The following is an 18,963-nucleotide window of genomic DNA, read 5'->3' on the forward strand; positions in this document are numbered from 1 at the left end:
GTTGGAAATTGCACTGGAACTGTCGGTTTGCGCAATTACTGTCCGTTCTTACCGTGTTAAGCTTTCGTCGCAATCAGCAGGAGCGCGATTTACAGCATGCATATCCACATTATAGGTATCTGTGGCACCTTTATGGGCAGCCTGGCCCAGCTGGCTGTGGCCGAGGGGCACAAGGTCACCGGCAGTGATGCCAATGTGTACCCCCCCATGAGCACCCAGCTGGAGCAGGCTGGCATTACCCTGACTGAAGGGTACGATCCGGCCCAGCTTGAGCCGGCGCCTGATCTGGTGATCATTGGTAACGCGTTATCGCGTGGCAACCCTGCGGTGGAGGCTGTCCTTGAGCGTGGGTTGCCCTACACCTCGGGTGCCCAGTGGTTGTGTGATCACTTCCTCGGGGAACGCTGGGTGCTGGCGGTGTCCGGTACCCACGGGAAAACCACCACCGCCAGCATGCTGGCCTGGGTGCTGGAATATGCGGGAATGGAGCCGGGTTTCCTGATCGGCGGCGTGCCGCGCAATTTCGACGTGTCCGCGCGGTTGGGGAAAACCCCCTTCTTTGTGGTCGAAGCTGACGAGTACGACACGGCCTTCTTCGACAAGCGCTCCAAGTTTGTCCATTACCGCCCGCGCACCCTGGTGATCAATAATCTCGAATTCGACCATGCGGACATCTTTGATGATCTGGCGGCGATCCAGAAGCAGTTTCATCATCTGGTACGCACGGTGCCGGGTAACGGCCTGATCGTGGCCGCCACCGATGAGGCCGTGACACAGGTGCTGGCACAGGGCTGCTGGAGCGAGCTGCAGCGCTTTGACTGCGAAGATGGCGATGGCGTAAGGCAGGGAGACTGGTGTGCGGTGGATATTTCCGCGGATGGCAGCAGTTTTTCAGTGCAGTTCCAGGGCTCGGTAGTGGCTCATGTGGAGTGGCAGCACACGGGGCTGCACAATGTGCGCAACGGCCTGGCCGCCATCGCTGCCGCGCGCCATGTGGGGGTGGAGCCCGAGACCGCTGCCGAGGCATTGCGGGGCTTTGAAGGGGTCAAGCGCCGTATGGAGTGTCTGGGAGACATCGATGGCGTGCGTGTTTACGATGATTTTGCCCATCACCCCAGCGCGATTGAAACCACCCTCGATGGCCTGCGGGCCAAGGTCGGCGACGAGCGGATCATCGCCCTGATTGAACCGCGTTCCAATACCATGCGTATGGGATTCCACCAGGGACAGCTGTCGAAAGCCTGCACGGGCGCCGACCTGGTGCTCTGGTATGAGCCCGAAGGCATGGACTGGTCGCTCGATGATGTGGTCCACCACTCCACCGTGCCTGCCAAAATTTTCGCCAATATTGAAGCCGGGGTAGAATCCGTGCTGAATCTTGCCGAGCCGGGTAGCCATGTGGTGATCATGAGCAATGGCGGTTTTGGCGGTATCCACCAGAAATTGCTCGCGGCACTGGAAAAGGGCCGCGATGCGGCCGGCTGACGGCCGCTTTGAGACGGAAGCAGATTTGACCGATTCCCCGTTTACCAAGACTGTAACGCTGGCCATAACCGGTGCCTCGGGTGCCCAGTATGGTCTGCGACTGCTGCAGTGCCTGTTGGCCGCAGATTGCCAGGTGTGGCTGTTGTTATCGGATGCCGCACGGGTGGTGATCGCGACCGAGACCGATTGCCCGCTGCCGCAAGGCGATGCCGTCGATGAGTCTCAGGAACAGGCGTTTTTTGCCGAACTCTATGGCGCGCGCCCCGGTCAGCTGACCCTGTTCGGGCGGCGCGACTGGTTTTCGCCGGTCGCCTCCGGATCGGGCGCGTCGTCGAGCATGGTGGTGTGCCCGGCCAGTGGCGGCACCCTCTCAGCGATTGCGACCGGGGCATCCAATAACCTGATTGAGCGGGCGGCCGATGTGGCCCTGAAAGAGCGGCGCCAGCTGATTCTGGTCCCGCGGGAAACCCCCTATTCAGAGATACACCTGGAAAATATGCTGAAGCTGACCCGGATGGGCGCACTGGTGGTACCTGCGAGCCCCGGGTTTTATCAGCGTCCGCAGTCGGTGGAAGATCTGGTGGACTTTGTAGTGGCGCGGATCCTCGATCAGCTGGGCCTGCAGCAGGCGCTGTTGCCGCAGTGGGGCGAGCCCGAGGCGGCTCTGTGAAACCCTCGGTCACGATTCACTACTGCGTGCAATGCAACTGGATGTTGCGCGCCACCTGGATGGCCCAGGAGCTGTTGTATACCTTCTCCGATGACCTGTTGCAGGTTGCCCTGCAGCCGGGCAGCGGAGGCGTGTTTGAAATTTCCGTGGGGGACCAGCTGGTCTGGGAGCGGAAAAGGGATGGGGGCTTCCCCGGTCCCAAGGAACTCAAACAGCGGGTTCGCGATCTGATCTTTCCTGAACGCGACCTCGGTCATATCGACCGCTGAACCGCACTCGAACACCAGGGCGTGCCAGCGGCACCCCGACAAGTAAATAACCGTTACGCGATAACGGACTCATAGAGAAGCGACCTGTATATGTTGTCTGCCCTGAAGACCGCTTATGAAAACCTGGTAACCCGGCACCCCAAGGCGGTGCTGCTGTTCGTCGCGCTGATCGCGCTGGCGGCGGCGCTCGGACTGCCGCGCTTCAAAATTGACGCGTCGGCGGACTCACTGACGCTCGAAACCGATGACTCCCTGGATTACTTCCGCGAGATTGCCGAGCGCTATGCAACCGGCGATTTTCTGGTGGTGACCTACCGCTACAAAGATGGCGACCTGTTCAGCGAAGATTCTCTGGCGACCCTGGGACAGCTGCGCGATACCCTGGCCGGTGTTGAAGGGGTTTCGTCGGTCCAGACCATCCTGGATGTCCCCCTGCTGTACAGCCCCAAGCCGGCTATCAAGGACATTGCCAAGGAAATTCGAACCCTGTCCACGGCGGATACCGACAAAGACATGGCCCGGCAGGAGTTTCTGTCGAGCCCCATCTATCGGGACTTGATTCTCAGCCCTGACGGCCAGACCACGGCTTTACTGGCTAACCTGACGCTCGACAGCCGCGGTATCGAACTGGTGCGCGAGCGCGACGCCCTGCGGCGCAAGCGCAATGCGGGGGAGCTGACTGCGGAAGAGGCGGCGCGTCTGCAAGAAGTGACGGCGACCTATCTGCAGCATCGCACGGAGCAGGATCTGCAATCCCGCGCGCGAGTCGATGAGGTGCGTGGCATTATCGAGGAGTACAAGTCAGACGCCGAGCTGTTCCTGGGTGGTGTGTCGATGATTACCGCCGATATGATCGCGTTTATCAAAAGTGATCTGGTGGTGTTCGGGGCCGGTATCCTTATCTTTATCGTTGTGACGCTGCTGGTGATTTTCCGGCAGGTGCGCTGGGTGCTGTTGCCACTGGTGACCTGTGTGCTGACGGCGGTAATCATGCTGGGCCTGCTGAGCTGGCTCGACTGGCGCATGACCGTTATCTCTGCGAACTTCCTCGCGCTACTGCTGATTATTACCCTGGCGATTACCATCCACCTGTCGGTGCGCTACCGCGAGCTGGTTGCCAAGAATCCCGATTGGGATCGTCGTGAGTTGGCGCTGGAGGCTGTCCGCTTTATGGCGAAACCCTGTCTCTATACTGCGCTGACAACGGCAGTGGCGTTCGTCTCGCTGGTCGTCAGCGGGATTCGTCCGGTGATTGATTTCGGCTGGATGATGACCATCGGTGTCTCGTTGGCCCTGATCATGTCTTTCCTGGTCATTCCGGCAGCGCTGACGTTGTTGCCCAAGCGCGTGGAAGGGGTGTCGGCTGACAACTCCCACGCGTTTACCCTCAAGTTCTCGCGTTTTGCCGATACGCATCGCTGGGTAGTGCTCGGCGTTGCGGCGCTGGCGGCGGTTGTCAGTGTGGCAGGCATCAGCCAGTTGCGGGTGGAAAACCGGTTTATCGATTACTTCGACAGCTCCACGGAAATTTATCAGGGCATGCTGGTGATTGACCGTCGTCTCGGTGGCACGGTGACGCTCGACATCATTCTCGATAAGCCCGCCGCTACCGAAGAGGCAGCGTTCGAGGGCGAGGACGACCCGTTTGCCATGGAGGGTGATGACGAGTACGGCGTGGAAGACGATCCGTTTGCCAGCGAGGATGCCTTTGCGAGCGATGATCCCTTTGCTGCGGACGATCCGTTTGGCAGCAGCGAGGAAGCGGAGCTGCCCGACAGCTACTGGTTCACCGTTGCGGGCCTCAGCAAGATCGAGCAGTTGCATGATTATCTTGAGCAGCAACCGGAAATAGGCAAGGTGCAGTCCCTGGCAACCCTGTACAAAGTGGCGCGGGACCTGAACGATGGTGCGGTGAATGATTTCGAACTGGCGGTAGCACGGACGACCTTGCCGGAAGAGATTAACGCGGTGCTGGTGGATCCTTACCTGTCGGTTGAGAACCAACAGGCGCGCGTCACCTTGCGGGTGATGGAAACCGACCCCAGCCTGCGCCGGGATGAATTGATCCAGCGAATTTACAACTACGTCCACAATGACATGGGCATTGCAGAAACAGATGTCCGCCAGACCGGTTTGCTGGTGCTGTACAACAATATGCTGCAGAGCCTGTTCAAGTCCCAGATCCTGACACTGGGTGCCGTTTTTGTCGGCATCCTGCTGATGTTCCTGGTGCTGTTCCGGTCATTCTCCCTGGCGATGATTGCGCTGGTGCCGAACATGCTGGCTGCCTGTGTGGTGCTGGGCGGTATGGGCCTGGCCGGTATCCCGCTGGATATGATGACGATTACCATTGCAGCCATTACGGTCGGTATTGGCGTGGACCACGCGATTCACTATATCTACCGGTTCCGCGCGGAATTCGCCAAGGACGGGGATTACGTGGCAACCATGCACCGCAGTCACGCCACTATTGGTCGGGCGATGTTCTATACGGCCATTACGATTATCGCGGGCTTCTCGATTCTGGCGCTGTCCAAGTTTGTCCCATCGATTTATTTCGGACTGCTGACCGCGCTGGCGATGTCTGCGGCCTTGCTGGGTTCATTGACTCTGTTACCGCTGCTGATTTTGTTGGTGCGGCCACTACCGGCCCCCGAGGTGCCGGGACGCCAGGTGGGAAAGATTCCGGCGGGGGCACAACCCTGCCTTGATAGCTGAGTTTTTTGCGGTGTAGTCGACACTGCAGGCTTAAAAAAACCGGGCAATCGCCCGGTTTTTTGTGTCGCGCGAAGATTCAGTCGTTACGCGAGGTCACTTCCAGCAGGTGGTAGCCGAACTGGGTTTTGATCGGGCCCTGAACCTTGTTCAGCTCGCCAGAAAATACGGCCTTGTCGAACTCCGGTACCATTTGTCCCTGAGAGAAAGTACCCAGGTCTCCGCCGCTGCGGCCTGATGGGCAGCGGGAATGTTCTTGTGCGATTACACCGAAATCTGCGCCGTTTTCGATTTGCTTCTTCAGTTCCTCGCACTGGGCCTCGCTATCCACAAGAATGTGGCGTGCTGATGCTGTAGGCATGGTATCTGCTCCTTTTTGCATTGAACCCAAAGCCGGGCTCTATATAGATTGACGCGTTGCAGCTTATCAGATTGAGGAAGCCATGGGATGGAATGGCATCATTGTCCTGCCAGTGCAGCGAAAGTGTCGCATTGATTCACGTCGCCCGTCGTGAAGCCGCGGCGAAACCAGAACATTCGCTGCTCTGCGCTGCCATGGGTAAAGGCATCGGGGGAAACTGCGCGACCCGAGCGCTTCTGCAGATGATCATCGCCAACTGCGGCTGCGGCGCGCAGGCCTTCTTCGATGTCTCCCGGTTCCAGCATCTGTTGGTCGCGATGGGCAAAATGTGCCCAGACCCCGGCATAGCAATCAGCCTGTAGTTCTAGCATGACCGAAAGGCGGTTAGCGGTGACCCGGTCGGACTGCATACGCGCTTGCTGCACTTTTTGCGAGGTGCCCTGCAGGTTCTGCACGTGATGACCTACCTCGTGGGCAATCACGTAGGCGAAGGCAAAGTCACCGGGAGCGCCAAGGCGTTTCAACTCACCAAGAAAATTCAGATCGAGATAGACCTTGCCATCACCGGGGCAGTAAAAGGGACCCACTGCGGAGGAGTTGGTGCCACAGGCGGAGCGAATGTAGTCGTCGTAGAGCACCAGTTTGGGGGGGACGTATTGCGACCCGGCGGCGGAGAAGAGTTTGCCCCAGGTGTCTTCCGTATTGGCCAGCACCACGGACACGAACTCCTTTAATTCATCTGAGCCAGTTCCGGCGGGTGCCCCCGGCTGTTGCCCGGGCACGCTTTGCGGAGACGTCTCCATTTGGCCCGTATTGAACAGGGTATTGCCACCGAAGAAATACATCGCCGCGAGCACGGCCAGGATAACCCAGCCCAGCTTGCTGCGGATCAGCAGAGGGGCCAGCGCCAGCAGGCTCCCCAGTCCGCCCCCGCCGCCAGACCCGGAGCGTCCACGTTGATCCTCGACATTGCTACTTCTTCGACCCTTACGCCAACGCATGGGGGTTCTCCACAACAGGGTTTCTACTGAGTCTAGACCAGTAGGCACAAAATTCTTCCTGAGCCTGTGGGGAGATTTGCACGCCGGTGTTATCTTATTGAGGTTGAAGATCTCGAGGCGAGACATTGACTGAACTACCCCTATTTCCGCTGCGGGTGGCCCTGTTCCCGGGCGTGACACTGCCCCTGAGGATTTTTGAGCAGCGCTATATCCACCTGGTGAGTGAATCGCTGAAGAGCGGTTCCGGCTTTGGTGTGGTGCTGATCCGGTCCGGCGGGGAGGTCGGGCATGCGGATATCTGGCCCATCGGACTGCAGGTTCAGATCGTTGACTGGAGTCAGGGCGAGGAAGGGCTGTTGCATGTCGATGTCGCCGGCAGCCGGCGCTTTCGGGTCGTCGATACCCGCCGTGACGAGCACGACCTGCTGATCGGCATGGTCGAGTGGCTGGACGATAACCCGGTGCAGCCGATTCCCTCTGAGTGCGATGGCCTGCTCGGCATGCTGGATGAGCTCAAGGAGCATGCCGCCATGCTGTCATTCAAATTTGCCCCGGTGGATAGCGCAGACGCGCTGTCCTGGCAATTGACCCAGTTGCTGCCCTTCGAAGACCGCGACCGCGTGGACATGCTGGCGATGAGCGATCCACTGGAGCGGCTCGCCTCCATCGCCGCCCATCTGGAACGCTGGACCCGGCAGTAAATCAGGGCGCCCCCGCATCCTGTCCCGGCTTTGGGAGAAATACCGGACGCCGGTAGGGTATACTGCGCGGCCCGCGATTTCGTGTCGCGGGAAAGTATTCAACTGTTTAGCACACCCGCACGGAGAGCCATTGTGAACAGCGTCAGCACGGCGGAAGCCACCGCCCAGCAGTCGACCCAGGCAAAACTCGAGAACATGGGGCGCGCCGCCCGCGCCGCAGCGCGGCTGATGGCCCGCGCCGACACCGGAACCAAGAATCGTGCCCTGCGCGCGATTGCCGGACAACTCGATGCCCAGCGACCGCAGCTGGCGGCGGCCAACGCGCGGGACATGGCGGCAGGCCGGGAAAACGGTCTCGATGCTGCCTTGCTGGATAGACTGGAACTCAACGACGCGCGTATTGACGCAATGATCGAGGGGCTCCAGCAAATTGCCGAGCTGCCGGATCCGGTGGGCGAAATCAGCGATATGGCCTATCGCCCCAGCGGGATTCAGATCGGCAAGATGCGCGTGCCTCTGGGAGTAGTGGGCATTATTTACGAGTCGCGCCCCAATGTGACCATCGATGCCGCCAGCCTGTGCCTGAAATCGGGTAACGCCACTATCTTGAGGGGCGGCAGCGAGGCGTTGCATTCGAACACGGCAATTGCCAGCTGCATTACCGCGGGTCTCGAAGAAGCGGGCTTGCCGCAGTCAGCAGTGCAGGTTGTGGATACCACCGACCGCGCGGCGGTGGGTGCATTGATCAGCATGCCGGAGTATGTGGATGTGATCGTGCCGCGCGGCGGAACCGGGCTGATTGAGCGTATCAGCCGCGATGCCCGGGTGCCGGTGATCAAGCACCTGCATGGTGTCTGCCACGTGTATATCGACGACCGTGCCGATCTGGAAAAGGCGTTCAACATCGCGGTCAATGCCAAAACGCACCGCTACGGTGTGTGTAACGCGATGGAGACCCTGCTGGTTGCCGAGGGCGTTGCCGATGAAATACTGCCGCGTCTGGCGGCGGCGTATCGGGAAAAGGGCGTGGAGTTGCGCGGATGCCCGCGTACCCAGCAAGTGTTGGGTGATTGCCTGCCTGCGGCCGAATCGGACTGGAGTGCAGAGTACCTGGCGCCGATACTGGCCATTCGCGTGGTCAAGGATATGGAGGCGGCGATGGATCACATCCATCAGTTCGGTTCCGGTCACACGGAAGCCATTGTTAGCGAAGATTACACTCGTGCCCGTCGTTTCCTGGCGGAAGTGGATTCCAGCTCGGTCATCGTCAATGCGTCGACGCGCTTTGCCGACGGCTTTGAATATGGCCTGGGTGCGGAAATTGGCATCAGTACCGATAAGATTCACGCGCGAGGTCCCGTTGGCCTGGAAGGGTTGACGTCGCAAAAATGGATTGTGTTTGGCGATGGGCAGATTCGCCAGTAACACACGGATCCCGGTGACACGTTCATGAGTGATCAACGGAGTGAAGCTGGACACCTGAGAAGGATCGGGTTGTTTGGTGGCACCTTTGATCCGGTGCACTTCGGTCACCTGCGCATGGCGCTGGAGCTGCGCGACGCTGTCGGTTTCGACGAGATGCGCCTGCTGCCGAGTCATCAGCCCGCGCATCGGAGCACGCCGGGGGTATCTGCCCGGCATCGCGCTCGCATGCTCGAGCTGGCTCTGCAATCTTGTGAAGCGCTGCAGCTTGACGATCGCGAATTACGTCGCGGCGGCGATACGTTCACGGTGGATACCCTGCACGAGCTCCGCGACGAGCTGGGTGGTGACGTGTCGCTCAGCTTCTGTATGGGGATGGATTCCCTCCTGACCCTGCCGCGCTGGCACCGCTGGCAAGAGTTGCTGCAGTTGGCGCATCTGGTGGTGGTGACGCGACCCGGCTGGTCGCTCGATACCCTGGAGGGGCAGGATGGCGAGTTGCTCAGGAACTTGCTGGCGCGCTGCGGCGGCACGGTTACCGATTTGGCCGAGAACCCCTGTGGCAGTCTGGTCATGCAAAAGTTGACCCTGTTACCGATTTCGGCCACTGACATTCGCGCGCAATTGCGAACGGGTGTCAGCCCCCGCTTCCTGCTGCCGGAAGCGGTTTTGCAATATATTGAAGAAAACCAGCTCTACGGAGCGACCGGCGATGCCGGCAACCAAATCAGATAGGTGTTATGACTGATATTAAAGATATTGCCGTTGCGGCGTTGGAAGATCTCAAAGGCAAGGAAATCGTCTCTCTGGACGTGTCCGGGATGAGCGACGTGATGGATACCCTGATCATCTGCACGGGTACCTCCAACCGCCAGGTGAAATCCCTCGCTGACAATGTCGTAGAAGACGGCAAAAAAGCGGGTGTCCGTCCCATTGGCGTTGAGGGTATGGAGCAGGGCGAATGGGTGTTGGTGGATTACGGTGATGTCGTCGTCCATGTGATGCAGGCGGATATCCGCAATTTCTATGACCTCGAGAAGCTCTGGTCGATGGCTCCCGCTTCCCGCGACGAGCAGGGCCAGTGAAGTTAAGGATCCTGGCGGCAGGCGGGCGTATGCCCGGCTGGGTCCAGGAAGGTTACCAGGAGTATGCCAAGCGCCTGCCGCGTGAGCTGAGCCTGGAAGTGGTGGAGATCCCGCTGGGGCAGCGCGGGCAGAAGAATTCTGCGGCCCTGGTGGACAAGGCCCGACGCCGGGAAGGGGAGGCGATGCTCGCTGCCCTGGGCCCGAGGGATCATATCGTGGCTTTAGATGTCAAAGGAAAGCCGTGGAGTACAGAGCAGTTGTCGGCACAGCTGGCTGACTGGCAAATGCTCGGTGAGAATGTGAGCCTGTTGATCGGCGGACCGGATGGTCTCGCCCCGGAAGCGTTGGCGAAAGCCCGTCAGCGCTGGTCGCTGTCTCCCCTGACTCTGCCACACCCGCTGGTTCGCGTGGTGCTGGCCGAACAGATTTACCGGGCCTGGACTCTGCTGGCCGGTCACCCCTATCACAAGTAGCCCGCAGGCGGGTGCTCTGTAATGAGCCTTGTGACCACCGGACAGGAAATGTTCGGAGGGTGTGATAATGTATGCAGCCTGGCGATTTTAGCGCCACCGAACCGGACCAGAGCCCGCGATAGCCAATGGTTGAGAACCTTCAGCTCAAAGACCCCCACCTGGAGCTGCGCCTCTTTCGAGGACGCATGCTTGTTGCCGTGCTGGGGGTGGTCGTGCTGCTGGGGGTACTGGTGGCGCGCTTCTACAACCTGCAGGTTGTGCACTATCAGGATTACCAGACCCAGTCAGACCAGAACCGTATCCAGGTACGCCCTGTCGCCCCCACACGCGGATTGATCTACGACCGCAACGGTACGCTGCTGGCCGCCAACCGGCCCAGTTACACCCTGTCGATCGTGCGCGAGCGCGTGAAGGATATGGATGCCACTCTGGAGTCGATCGGCGAGCTGGTGCGGCTCGACGATCGCGATGTCGCCAAGTTTCGCAAGCGCCTGCAGCGGCGCCGTCCCTTCCAACCGACGCCGTTGCGCTTCCGCCTGAGCGAGGAGGAGATTGCGCGCATCAGTGTGAATGAATATCGCCTGCCCGGCGTGTCTGTGGATGCGGAGTTGGTGCGGCACTATCCGCTGACGGACTTGTTTGCCCATAGCGTGGGCTATGTGGGGCGGATCAGTGACCGGGATCTGGCGCAATTTACCGAAGAGGATGTGCGTCGTTATCGCGGTACCCAGAGTATTGGCAAGGTGGGGCTGGAAAAGTCCTATGAGCCGCTGCTGCTCGGTGAGGTCGGCTACGAGAATGTCGAGACCAATGCCCGCGGACGCGTATTGAAAGTGCTGGAGCGCCAGGACCCGAAACCGGGCGCGGAACTGACGCTGCACCTGGATGCGCGCCTGCAGCAGGTGGCCAGTGATGCTCTCGGTGACCGGCGCGGTGCCGTCGTGGCGATCGACGTGAAAACCGGAGGGGTGCTGGCGTTCGTGAGCAAGCCCTCCTTCGACCCCAACCTGTTCGTGACCGGCATTAGCTTCAATGACTACCGCGCGCTGTCCGATTCCCTCGACGTGCCGCTCTTCAACCGAGCGATGCAGGGCCAGTATCCGCCCGGATCCACGCTCAAACCCATGATGGGGCTCGGCGGCCTGGATGCCAAGCTGATTACCCGCGACTACCAGATCCGCGACCCCGGCTTTTACCAGCTACCCAATGACAAGCGTCTCTATCGTGACTGGAAACGCTGGGGGCACGGCAACAAGGTCGACCTGACCCAGGCACTGGCCGAGAGCTGCGATACCTATTTCTATGATCTTGCCCATCGCTGGAGCATCGAGGGCATGAAGGAGATGGCGACGAATTTCGGCCTGGGCGCGCGCACTGGCATCGACCTGCCAGTAGAGCGACCGGGGCTGTTCCCGTCGCGGGACTGGAAGCGCGGCGCGCGTGGCATGCCCTGGTTCCCCGGGGATAACCTCAATGCCGTTCTCGGCCAGGGTTTCGTGCTGGCCACCCCGCTGCAGCTGGCGGTGATGACTGCCACGATCGCCAATCGAGGCACGCACTATCGGCCGCAAGTCGTGATGGCCGTGGATGGCGTCGACCAGCCCCCCGAGGTGTTGCACAACGTCGAGGTGCGTCCCGAACATTGGGATCTCGTGTTTGAAGGCATGGAGGCCGTAGTGTACGCGCTGAACGGCACCGGTAAAAAAGCCGGTGAGGGACTCGAGTTCCGAGTTGCGGGCAAGACCGGTACGGCCCAGGTCGTCGGGATTGCCCAGGGCGCCAAATATGATTCCGAGGCGCTCCAGGAGCGCCATCGCGACCACGCGCTGTTTGTCGCCTTTGCGCCCGCCGATGATCCGCAGATCGCGGTTTCCGTGCTGGTAGAGAACGGCGAGGCCGGTGGTGCGGTGGCCGCGCCAGTTGCCCGTGAGGTGTTCTTCGACTGGATGTCGCGGCCGCTGGAAAATACCGTGCAGGTCCCGTCTCTGCAGGAGGCGGCGAATGGCTAGCCGTGATTTCCAGCACCGTCTGCCGGACTCCCATACGAGCCTGAGTCGGCCGGTCAGCCTGGCCAGGCGCTGGCACATTGATGTGCCGCTACTGGTGCTGTTGATGGCCCTGTGTGGCGTCGGCCTGGTCGTTCTTTACAGTGCCGCCGGCGCTGAATTTCGTTATGTGAAACGCCAGGCCATCTTTATGGGCATGGCCTTTGTGGGCATGCTTATCGCCGCCCAGATTCCCCTGGATTTTTATCGACGTTGGTCGCCGTGGATGTATATCGGTGGCTGCTGCCTGCTGGTTGCCGTGCTGTTTGTCGGGGTAGGCGCCAAGGGCGCCCAGCGTTGGCTGGATCTGGGCGGGTTCCGTTTCCAGCCTTCTGAAATCATGAAGCTGGCGGTGCCAATCTCGGTCGCCGCCTTTCTGCATAAGCGAACTTTGCCGCCCTCGTTGCTCAGTATTATTGGCGCTCTGGGCATAGCACTGTTACCTGCGGCGCTGATCGTGCGGCAGCCCGACCTGGGTACCTCGATCCTGATTGCGGCATCCGGCATCTTTGCCCTGTACCTGGCGGGGCTCAGGTGGCGGTTGATCTTTGGTGCGGCAGCGGCGTTGGTCGCTGCTGCGTGGCCTATCTGGCTATGGGGTCTGCGGGATTATCAGCGTCAGCGCATCCTGACCCTGTTCAACCCCGACGACGATCGGCTGGGGGCGGGCTGGAACATTTTCCAGTCGAAAGCGGCGATCGGGTCCGGCGGTACCCACGGCAAGGGATACCTGCAGGGGACCCAGTCGCAGTTGGATTTCCTGCCGGAAAGCCATACCGACTTCATTATCGCGGTTCTCGCGGAAGAGTGGGGCATCCGTGGTGTACTGATCCTGCTGGCGCTCTACGTGCTGATTATTGCAAGGGGCATCTATATTAGTGTTATGGCACAACAGGTGTTCGGCCGTTTGCTGGCGGGGAGTATTACGCTCACATTTTTTGTCTATGTCTTTGTGAATATTGGTATGGTCACCGGCCTGCTGCCGGTGGTTGGTGTGCCGCTGCCGCTGGTCAGCTATGGCGGTACCTCGGTCATCACGCTGATGGCGGGATTCGGGCTGTTGATGGCCATCAGTACCGAGCGTCGGCGGGTAACGTTTTAGGAAAGCGATAATTTAGTGCGGCCTGCCCGGAAGGCGGGCCGATCAAACGATGGCTGGCCACTGGGCCGGTCGACAACCAACGGGGTGTAGGGCGTTTCAATGGCAACAGGAGCGGCGATTTTGAGGTGGACCACAGGATTATTCGTAGGGATGGGGCTGGTGCTTGCCGCCTGTGCCAAGGAACCGAACTACTCGGAGAATTCCCAGGCCCGGGCCTTCGTCACCTATATGGTGGAAGAGCACAATTTCGACGAGCAAAAACTCAATGACCTGATGAGGGAGGCCAAACGCAAGGATTCCATCCTCAAGGCCATTAAGCGTCCGGCGGAAAAAGCCAAACCCTGGTACGAATATCGTCGCATGTTTATTACGCCGCAAAGCATTACCGGTGGCGTCGATTTCTGGGACAAGAACTCCACTGTGCTCGGCGAGGCCGAGAAAAAATATGGGGTGCCCGCGGAAATCATCGTGGCGATCATTGGTATCGAGACCCGTTATGGCGGCAATATGGGCAGCTATCGCGTGCTGGATGCTCTGTCCACGCTGGCATTTAATTATCCACGCCGCTCCAAATTCTTCACCAAAGAACTGGAAAACTACCTGTTGCTGGCCCGTGACCAGGGTATTGACCCGACTTCACTCAAGGGATCCTATGCGGGGGCAATGGGCTTCGGCCAGTTTATGCCGTCCAGCTACCGCGCCTATGCCGTGGATTTCAATAATGATGGCAAGGTCGATATCTGGCGTGATACCGAGGATGCCATCGGCAGTGTGGCCAATTACCTGGCCAAGCATGGCTGGTTACCGCTTGAGCCCGTTGCCGTGTTGTCCAATCCGCGTCCAAACGCGGATATGACACTGGTCAATGAATCCCTCGACCCGAACTGGACGATCGCTGAACTTGCGAAAAAAGGCTTCCCCTCCTCATCGCAACTGGATGGAGACCTGGCCGCCAGCGTGTTCTCGCTGGACACCGAACAGGGCAAGCAGTATTGGATTGGCCTGAAGAATTTCTCCGTGATTACCCGCTATAACCGCAGCCGCTTGTATGCGATGGCGGTTTACGAACTGGCTCAGGAAATCGTCAAGGCGCGCGGAGGACGTTCATAACTACCCGCGTGATGTCAGGTGGGGTTTTGCCGAGTGTGAAACCGCCTGCAAAATAGAAAAATAACGGGCGCAGACCGGGGCATCGCCATCCCGGTCTGTGTTTTGGCGAGGAACTTCGCCATAATCTGACGCTCTGATCATCGAGATTCAAATAATATTTTCTGAGATGTCGTGAAATCACTTCTTTGTTCACGGCGGGGGGAATCATGTACCTGACAACTCTGCGGGTTGCGGCCGTCACTGTGGCCCTGACTCTGTCGGCTTGTGGCAGCCAGCCGCAGCGCCCTGCCCAACCACTTCCCGATACCGTAAAGGACAGTGGCCCGGCCGTTCCTGTCGATATGCTGGCCACGCCGGAGCCCACCCCCGTACGGGAGCCTATTGGCAAGGCGGGTAACAAGTCTCCTTATCAGGTCAATGGCGTTACCTACCGGGTCCGTGCAAACGTCAAAGGTTACCGGGAGGAGGGGCAGGCCTCCTGGTACGGCACGAAATTCCATGGCCGTCGCACGGCCAACGGCGAGATTTACAACATGTATGCAATGTCGGCGGCACACAAGACATTGCCGCTGCCCAGCTATGCCAAAGTCACCAACCTCGACAACGGCCGCAGCGTGATTGTGCGGGTGAATGATCGCGGGCCTTTTGTGCCGGGACGGATTATTGACCTGAGTTACACCGCCGCGCAGAAGCTCGGTTATATCGACCGCGGTATTGCCCGGGTCCAGGTCGAGGCGCTGGACCCGGCGAGCCTGCCCGCGGCAAATGAGACCCTGGCGGCGCAGAAAGATGTCACCGCGCGGGAAGCCCTGGCGCAGGACGCCAGTTTCAAACTGCCCGGTAACACCTTCCTGCAAATCGGTGCCTTCAGCAGCGAGAGCAAAGCCTGGGACCTGCGCAGTCAGCTGGCGGCATTAGTCGACTATCCTGTTACAGTCAGTCCCGTGCAAAGAGACAGCGGCACCCTGTATCGTGTGCGCATCGGTCCCTTCAGCCAGCAGCGGGCACTGATCTCTGCGCGTGAGTCGGTTGAACGAAGTGCCCTCGGCAGCCCACAAGTGGTGTACGACTGACAATGCGCGCGCGGCGCTGTCGCGATTGAACGGAAATCAAAGAACACGAGGAATAACTGGAACTTTTCCCATGATCAAACGCCTTACAGCCATTTTTCTGTCTATCTCCCTTCTGGTTGGGGGTGTGCAGGCACAGCCTTCGTTGATCCCCGCGCCGCCGCAGTTGGCAGCGACCGCGTACATGCTGATCGACGCCCATACCGGCCAGGTTCTGGTGGAGCACAATGCTGACAAGCAGATCCCGCCCGCCAGCCTGACGAAAATGATGACGGCCTATATCGTCTCCGAAGAGATTGAGAAGGGCACGATCAAAAGTGACGATATGGTGAATATCTCCGAGAAAGCCTGGAAGAAAGGCGGCTCGAAGATGTTCGTTAAGGTGGGTGACAAGGTGCCGGTGATGGACCTGTTGCGCGGCGTGATTATTCAGTCGGGTAACGACGCCAGTATCGCACTGGCCGAATTTGTCTCCGGCAGTGAGGATGTCTTTGCCGAAGTCATGAACCAGCAGGCCGAATTGCTCGGTATGCAGGACACCACATTCAAGAATGCGACTGGCTGGCCCGCCGACGGACATATGACGACCGTCCGCGATCTCGCGACGCTGGCGCGCGCGGTGATCAACGATCATCCGGAACACTATTCCTTGTATGCGGAAAAGTATTTCAGCTATGCCGGTATTAACCAGCCGAACCGCAACCGCCTGTTGTGGCGGGACAATGCGGTGGATGGCATCAAGACCGGCCATACCGAAGAGGCCGGCTATTGTCTCGTCGCTTCTGCGGTAAAACGCGGTATGCGCCTGATTTCCGTCGTTGTCGGCACCGACAGTGACGAGAAGCGTGCGGCAGAGTCCCAGAAGCTGCTCGCTTACGGTTTCCGCTACTTCCAGACCCACAAGGTGTATTCGAAAGACGAGGTGCTGCAAAGTGAGCGCGTCTGGGGTGGCAAGGAGCCCCAGGTCGGTATTGCCCTGGAGAAAGATGTGTTTGTCACCATCCCGCGTGGTGGGGAAGAGGGTATCAAGGCTGATCTGATTATCGACGGCGAACTCGAGGCGCCGCTGAAGAAAGGCCAGCCGGTAGGTAAGGTCGTTGTAACGCTCGACGGCAAAACCGTCGCAGACGTCCGCGCGGTGGTTGCGGAGGACGTTGAGCAGGCGGGCTTCTTCAAGCGTATCTGGGACGCGATCAAGCGCTTTGTGATGGGCATGTTCAGCTAGCGCATCCCTTGGGAGGCCCCATCACCGGGGCTTCCCCCTCCCTGCACTTTTCTGACTTATAGCTCTTTTCAGGTCACTTCGACCTGCCGGTCTACTTGCTTGCGCTTCTCTGTCCCCCCGTCCCTCGGCACTGTATAATCGCCGCCCGGCCGTTGTCTGATTATTTATTGTCCATTGCGGCCCCGGAGGCGGTATGAGTCAGGATTCCAGCGAACAGCAACCCCCTAAGATTGAATTTCCCTGCGAGGACTATCTCGTCAAGGTCGTCAGAGACTCCGACCCGGCGGTCCACGACTTTGTCATCGAAGTCATGCGCCGGCACGCGCCGGAGCTCGATACAGGGCGTATCGGCTTGCGCGAGAGCAGTAATGGTAAGTACACCTCGATGACGTTTTACATCCTCGCTACCGGGGAGCCGCAGCTGAAGGCCCTGTTTGAGGAGCTCAAGGCGCACCCTTCAGTACATATGGTGCTTTGATGGGCGGACGTTCAGAGCGAACCCTGGTCTGCAATCTGGGCCGGCGAGATTACGAGTCGGTGTGGCAGGCCATGTCAGCGTATACCGATACCCGCGGCGGGGAGAGTGCAGACCAGATCTGGTGCGTTGAGCACCAGCCGGTGTTTACCCAGGGGCAGGCGGGCAAGGCCGAACACCTGCTGAATACCGGAGACATCCCGGTCGTCCAGGTTGACCGTGGTGGTCAGGTTACCTATCACGGTCCCGGTCAGCTGGTGGTATACCCGTTGCTGGATTTGCGCCGGGCCAAAATCGGAGTACGTGACCTGGTGACGGCACTGGAGTCTGCGACTGTCGCAATGCTGGCCGAATTTGGTGTGGCCGCTGCGCCGCGCGCAGATGCACCGGGGGTCTACTTGACCGAAGGGCCAAGAGCGGGCAACAAGGTCGCCTCCATTGGCTTACGGGTCCGCCGAGGCTGCAGTTTTCACGGTATCGCCATCAATATCGATATGGACCTGACGCCGTTCCTGCGCATCAACCCGTGTGGTTATGCCGGAATGCAAATGGTGCAGATGGCCGAACTAATCCAACCGGTACCTGCCTGGCAACAGGTGGCCGAAATATTTGTCAACGCGCTGCTGCGCGAACTTTCCCTGCCGGATGCTGATTGGCAACTGGTGGATGAATCCCTGTTGGCGCCGGTTGGCGAATCTGGACAGGGACATGAAGAGCAGGAATCTACCCATGGCTGAGAAACCCGATCTGGTACCCGTCAAACGCACCCGACGCCTGCAAGAGGGCGAAAAGCTGCGTGATGGCGACAAGGTGGAGCGAATCCCGGTAAAGGTTATTGCCAGCGATCAGATGCTGCGCAAGCCGGACTGGATTCGAGTGAAAGTACCAGCCTCCAAAGAAGTCGATCGCATCAAGAGTATTTTGCGTTCGCAGAAGCTTGCCACGGTGTGCGAAGAAGCCAGCTGCCCCAATCTGGGTGAGTGCTTCAGTGGCGGTACCGCGACGTTCATGATCATGGGTGAGATCTGTACCCGCCGCTGTCCGTTCTGCGATGTGGGGCATGGCAAGCCGCTGCCGCTGGATCCGGAAGAGCCGAAGAATCTGGCGGAAGCGATTGCAGCAATGAGCCTGCGCTATGTGGTCATTACTTCTGTTGACCGCGATGACCTGCGTGATGGCGGTGCTCAACATTTTGCCGATTGCATCAAGCAATCCAGAGCGCTCTCACCGAATTTGCAGGTTGAGATCCTGACACCAGACTTCCGTGGTCGTATGGACGTGGCTTTGGATATTCTCGAGGCGGAAGCCCCGGATGTGTTTAACCACAATCTGGAAACGGTGCCGCGCCTGTATCGCGAATCGCGCCCTGGTGCCAACTACAAGTGGTCCCTTAAGTTGCTGCAGGAGTACAAGAAGCGCCGTCCCGATGTACTGACCAAATCCGGCCTGATGGTTGGACTTGGAGAAGAAAAAGACGAGATCTTCCGGGTCATGGATGATATGCGTGAGCATGATATCGATATGATCACCATCGGCCAGTATCTGCAGCCGAGTAAAGAGCACCTGCCGGTGCAGCGTTATGTGCACCCGGATGAGTTTGAAGAGTATCGTCGGTATGCCGAACAGGTGGGCTTCAAGCATGCCGCCTGTGGTCCGCTGGTACGCTCTTCCTACCACGCCGACAAGCAGGCCCATGGCGAGGAAGTCAGTTAAACCTCGCCTGTCGATGACCTGCGTCTTTCGAGACGCAGGCC

Annotated in this window: 19 protein-coding genes; 17 read left to right on the top strand and 2 right to left on the bottom strand. The window is 59.4% G+C overall.

Annotated features, from left to right (window positions below; all coding sequences use genetic code 11):
- Positions 1 to 96: 96 nt before the first annotated feature.
- The 4 genes from mpl (at position 97) to ACXAD0_RS07150 (ending at position 5,142) form a co-directional block, all read left to right on the top strand.
- Complete coding sequence (gene mpl / locus ACXAD0_RS07135) at positions 97 to 1,485, top strand: UDP-N-acetylmuramate:L-alanyl-gamma-D-glutamyl-meso-diaminopimelate ligase (protein ID WP_475087679.1); 1,389 nt, start codon at positions 97 to 99, stop codon at positions 1,483 to 1,485.
- Positions 1,486 to 1,510: 25 nt separating this feature from the next.
- Entirely contained in the window at positions 1,511 to 2,155 is a 645-nt protein-coding gene (locus ACXAD0_RS07140) for a flavin prenyltransferase UbiX (protein WP_475087680.1), read from the top strand.
- Positions 2,152 to 2,424 (top strand): Rdx family protein, encoded by a 273-nt coding sequence (locus ACXAD0_RS07145; protein WP_475087681.1) that lies wholly within the window; start codon positions 2,152 to 2,154, stop codon positions 2,422 to 2,424. Before ACXAD0_RS07140 ends, ACXAD0_RS07145 begins: the two co-directional genes overlap by 4 nt.
- Before the next feature lie 90 nt (positions 2,425 to 2,514).
- A complete protein-coding gene (locus ACXAD0_RS07150; protein ID WP_475087682.1) occupies positions 2,515 to 5,142 on the top strand; it encodes an efflux RND transporter permease subunit in 2,628 nt (875 codons plus the stop codon).
- A 76-nt stretch (positions 5,143 to 5,218) separates the two neighbouring features.
- On the opposite strand, the gene ACXAD0_RS07155 is transcribed toward ACXAD0_RS07150, so the two are convergent.
- Positions 5,219 to 5,500 carry a peptidylprolyl isomerase gene (locus ACXAD0_RS07155; protein ID WP_475087683.1) on the bottom strand — a complete coding sequence of 94 codons (282 nt, stop codon included), beginning with the start codon at positions 5,498 to 5,500 and terminating at the stop codon, positions 5,219 to 5,221.
- A 98-nt stretch (positions 5,501 to 5,598) separates the two neighbouring features.
- Entirely contained in the window at positions 5,599 to 6,501 is a 903-nt protein-coding gene (gene ypfJ / locus ACXAD0_RS07160) for a KPN_02809 family neutral zinc metallopeptidase (RefSeq protein ID WP_475087684.1), read from the bottom strand.
- A 125-nt stretch (positions 6,502 to 6,626) separates the two neighbouring features.
- Here ypfJ and ACXAD0_RS07165 point away from each other — a divergent pair, with 125 nt between their 5' ends.
- From ACXAD0_RS07165 to lipA, 13 genes are all read left to right on the top strand, one after another.
- The gene (locus tag ACXAD0_RS07165) at positions 6,627 to 7,202 is read left to right on the top strand and encodes an LON peptidase substrate-binding domain-containing protein (RefSeq protein ID WP_475087685.1); all 576 of its coding nucleotides are present in this window, start codon (positions 6,627 to 6,629) and stop codon (positions 7,200 to 7,202) included.
- 132 nt (positions 7,203 to 7,334) lie between these two features.
- Positions 7,335 to 8,627 carry a glutamate-5-semialdehyde dehydrogenase gene (locus ACXAD0_RS07170; protein ID WP_475087686.1) on the top strand — a complete coding sequence of 431 codons (1,293 nt, stop codon included), beginning with the start codon at positions 7,335 to 7,337 and terminating at the stop codon, positions 8,625 to 8,627.
- 24 nt (positions 8,628 to 8,651) lie between these two features.
- Positions 8,652 to 9,359, top strand: a complete 708-nt coding sequence (gene nadD / locus ACXAD0_RS07175; RefSeq protein WP_475087687.1) for a nicotinate-nucleotide adenylyltransferase — start codon at positions 8,652 to 8,654, stop codon at positions 9,357 to 9,359.
- Between the two features lie 5 nt (positions 9,360 to 9,364).
- Positions 9,365 to 9,709 carry a ribosome silencing factor gene (gene rsfS, locus ACXAD0_RS07180; protein WP_475087688.1) on the top strand — a complete coding sequence of 115 codons (345 nt, stop codon included), beginning with the start codon at positions 9,365 to 9,367 and terminating at the stop codon, positions 9,707 to 9,709.
- Complete coding sequence (gene rlmH / locus ACXAD0_RS07185) at positions 9,706 to 10,182, top strand: 23S rRNA (pseudouridine(1915)-N(3))-methyltransferase RlmH (protein ID WP_475087689.1); 477 nt, start codon at positions 9,706 to 9,708, stop codon at positions 10,180 to 10,182. The genes rsfS and rlmH overlap by 4 nt, the downstream gene beginning before the upstream one ends.
- A 125-nt stretch (positions 10,183 to 10,307) precedes the next feature.
- The gene (gene mrdA, locus ACXAD0_RS07190; RefSeq protein ID WP_475087690.1) at positions 10,308 to 12,191 is read left to right on the top strand and encodes a penicillin-binding protein 2; all 1,884 of its coding nucleotides are present in this window, start codon (positions 10,308 to 10,310) and stop codon (positions 12,189 to 12,191) included.
- Positions 12,184 to 13,329, top strand: a complete 1,146-nt coding sequence (gene rodA, locus ACXAD0_RS07195; RefSeq protein WP_475087691.1) for a rod shape-determining protein RodA — start codon at positions 12,184 to 12,186, stop codon at positions 13,327 to 13,329. Before mrdA ends, rodA begins: the two co-directional genes overlap by 8 nt.
- A 120-nt stretch (positions 13,330 to 13,449) precedes the next feature.
- Positions 13,450 to 14,439, top strand: a complete 990-nt coding sequence (mltB, locus tag ACXAD0_RS07200) for a lytic murein transglycosylase B (RefSeq protein ID WP_475087692.1) — start codon at positions 13,450 to 13,452, stop codon at positions 14,437 to 14,439.
- A gap of 206 nt (positions 14,440 to 14,645) precedes the next feature.
- Positions 14,646 to 15,512, top strand: coding sequence for a septal ring lytic transglycosylase RlpA family protein (locus ACXAD0_RS07205; RefSeq protein WP_475087693.1), 867 nt, complete (start codon positions 14,646 to 14,648; stop codon positions 15,510 to 15,512).
- A gap of 70 nt (positions 15,513 to 15,582) precedes the next feature.
- Positions 15,583 to 16,734, top strand: a complete 1,152-nt coding sequence (locus ACXAD0_RS07210; protein WP_475087695.1) for a D-alanyl-D-alanine carboxypeptidase family protein — start codon at positions 15,583 to 15,585, stop codon at positions 16,732 to 16,734.
- Between the two features lie 193 nt (positions 16,735 to 16,927).
- Positions 16,928 to 17,212: an HP0495 family protein gene (locus ACXAD0_RS07215; protein ID WP_475087696.1), complete on the top strand. Its 285-nt coding sequence runs from the start codon at positions 16,928 to 16,930 to the stop codon at positions 17,210 to 17,212.
- The gene (gene lipB, locus ACXAD0_RS07220; protein WP_475087697.1) at positions 17,212 to 17,946 is read left to right on the top strand and encodes a lipoyl(octanoyl) transferase LipB; all 735 of its coding nucleotides are present in this window, start codon (positions 17,212 to 17,214) and stop codon (positions 17,944 to 17,946) included. The genes ACXAD0_RS07215 and lipB overlap by 1 nt, the downstream gene beginning before the upstream one ends.
- A complete protein-coding gene (lipA, locus tag ACXAD0_RS07225; protein WP_475087698.1) occupies positions 17,939 to 18,922 on the top strand; it encodes a lipoyl synthase in 984 nt (327 codons plus the stop codon). Before lipB ends, lipA begins: the two co-directional genes overlap by 8 nt.
- Positions 18,923 to 18,963 lie beyond the last annotated feature (41 nt).

It is taken from the genome of Microbulbifer sp. ABF4_148 (assembly GCF_056158985.1).

Coding starts and splice junctions, on each gene's coding strand:
- ACXAD0_RS07150 (WP_475087682.1), top strand. CDS start 2,515: ATGTTGTCTGCCCTGAAGACCGCTTATGAAAACCTGGTAACCCGGCAC.
- ACXAD0_RS07205 (WP_475087693.1), top strand. CDS start 14,646: ATGTACCTGACAACTCTGCGGGTTGCGGCCGTCACTGTGGCCCTGACT.
- rsfS (WP_475087688.1), top strand. CDS start 9,365: ATGACTGATATTAAAGATATTGCCGTTGCGGCGTTGGAAGATCTCAAA.
- mrdA (WP_475087690.1), top strand. CDS start 10,308: ATGGTTGAGAACCTTCAGCTCAAAGACCCCCACCTGGAGCTGCGCCTC.
- lipB (WP_475087697.1), top strand. CDS start 17,212: ATGGGCGGACGTTCAGAGCGAACCCTGGTCTGCAATCTGGGCCGGCGA.
- ACXAD0_RS07210 (WP_475087695.1), top strand. CDS start 15,583: ATGATCAAACGCCTTACAGCCATTTTTCTGTCTATCTCCCTTCTGGTT.
- mpl (WP_475087679.1), top strand. CDS start 97: ATGCATATCCACATTATAGGTATCTGTGGCACCTTTATGGGCAGCCTG.
- nadD (WP_475087687.1), top strand. CDS start 8,652: ATGAGTGATCAACGGAGTGAAGCTGGACACCTGAGAAGGATCGGGTTG.
- ACXAD0_RS07155 (WP_475087683.1), bottom strand. CDS start 5,500: ATGCCTACAGCATCAGCACGCCACATTCTTGTGGATAGCGAGGCCCAG.
- ypfJ (WP_475087684.1), bottom strand. CDS start 6,501: ATGCGTTGGCGTAAGGGTCGAAGAAGTAGCAATGTCGAGGATCAACGT.
- lipA (WP_475087698.1), top strand. CDS start 17,939: ATGGCTGAGAAACCCGATCTGGTACCCGTCAAACGCACCCGACGCCTG.
- ACXAD0_RS07215 (WP_475087696.1), top strand. CDS start 16,928: ATGAGTCAGGATTCCAGCGAACAGCAACCCCCTAAGATTGAATTTCCC.
- rodA (WP_475087691.1), top strand. CDS start 12,184: ATGGCTAGCCGTGATTTCCAGCACCGTCTGCCGGACTCCCATACGAGC.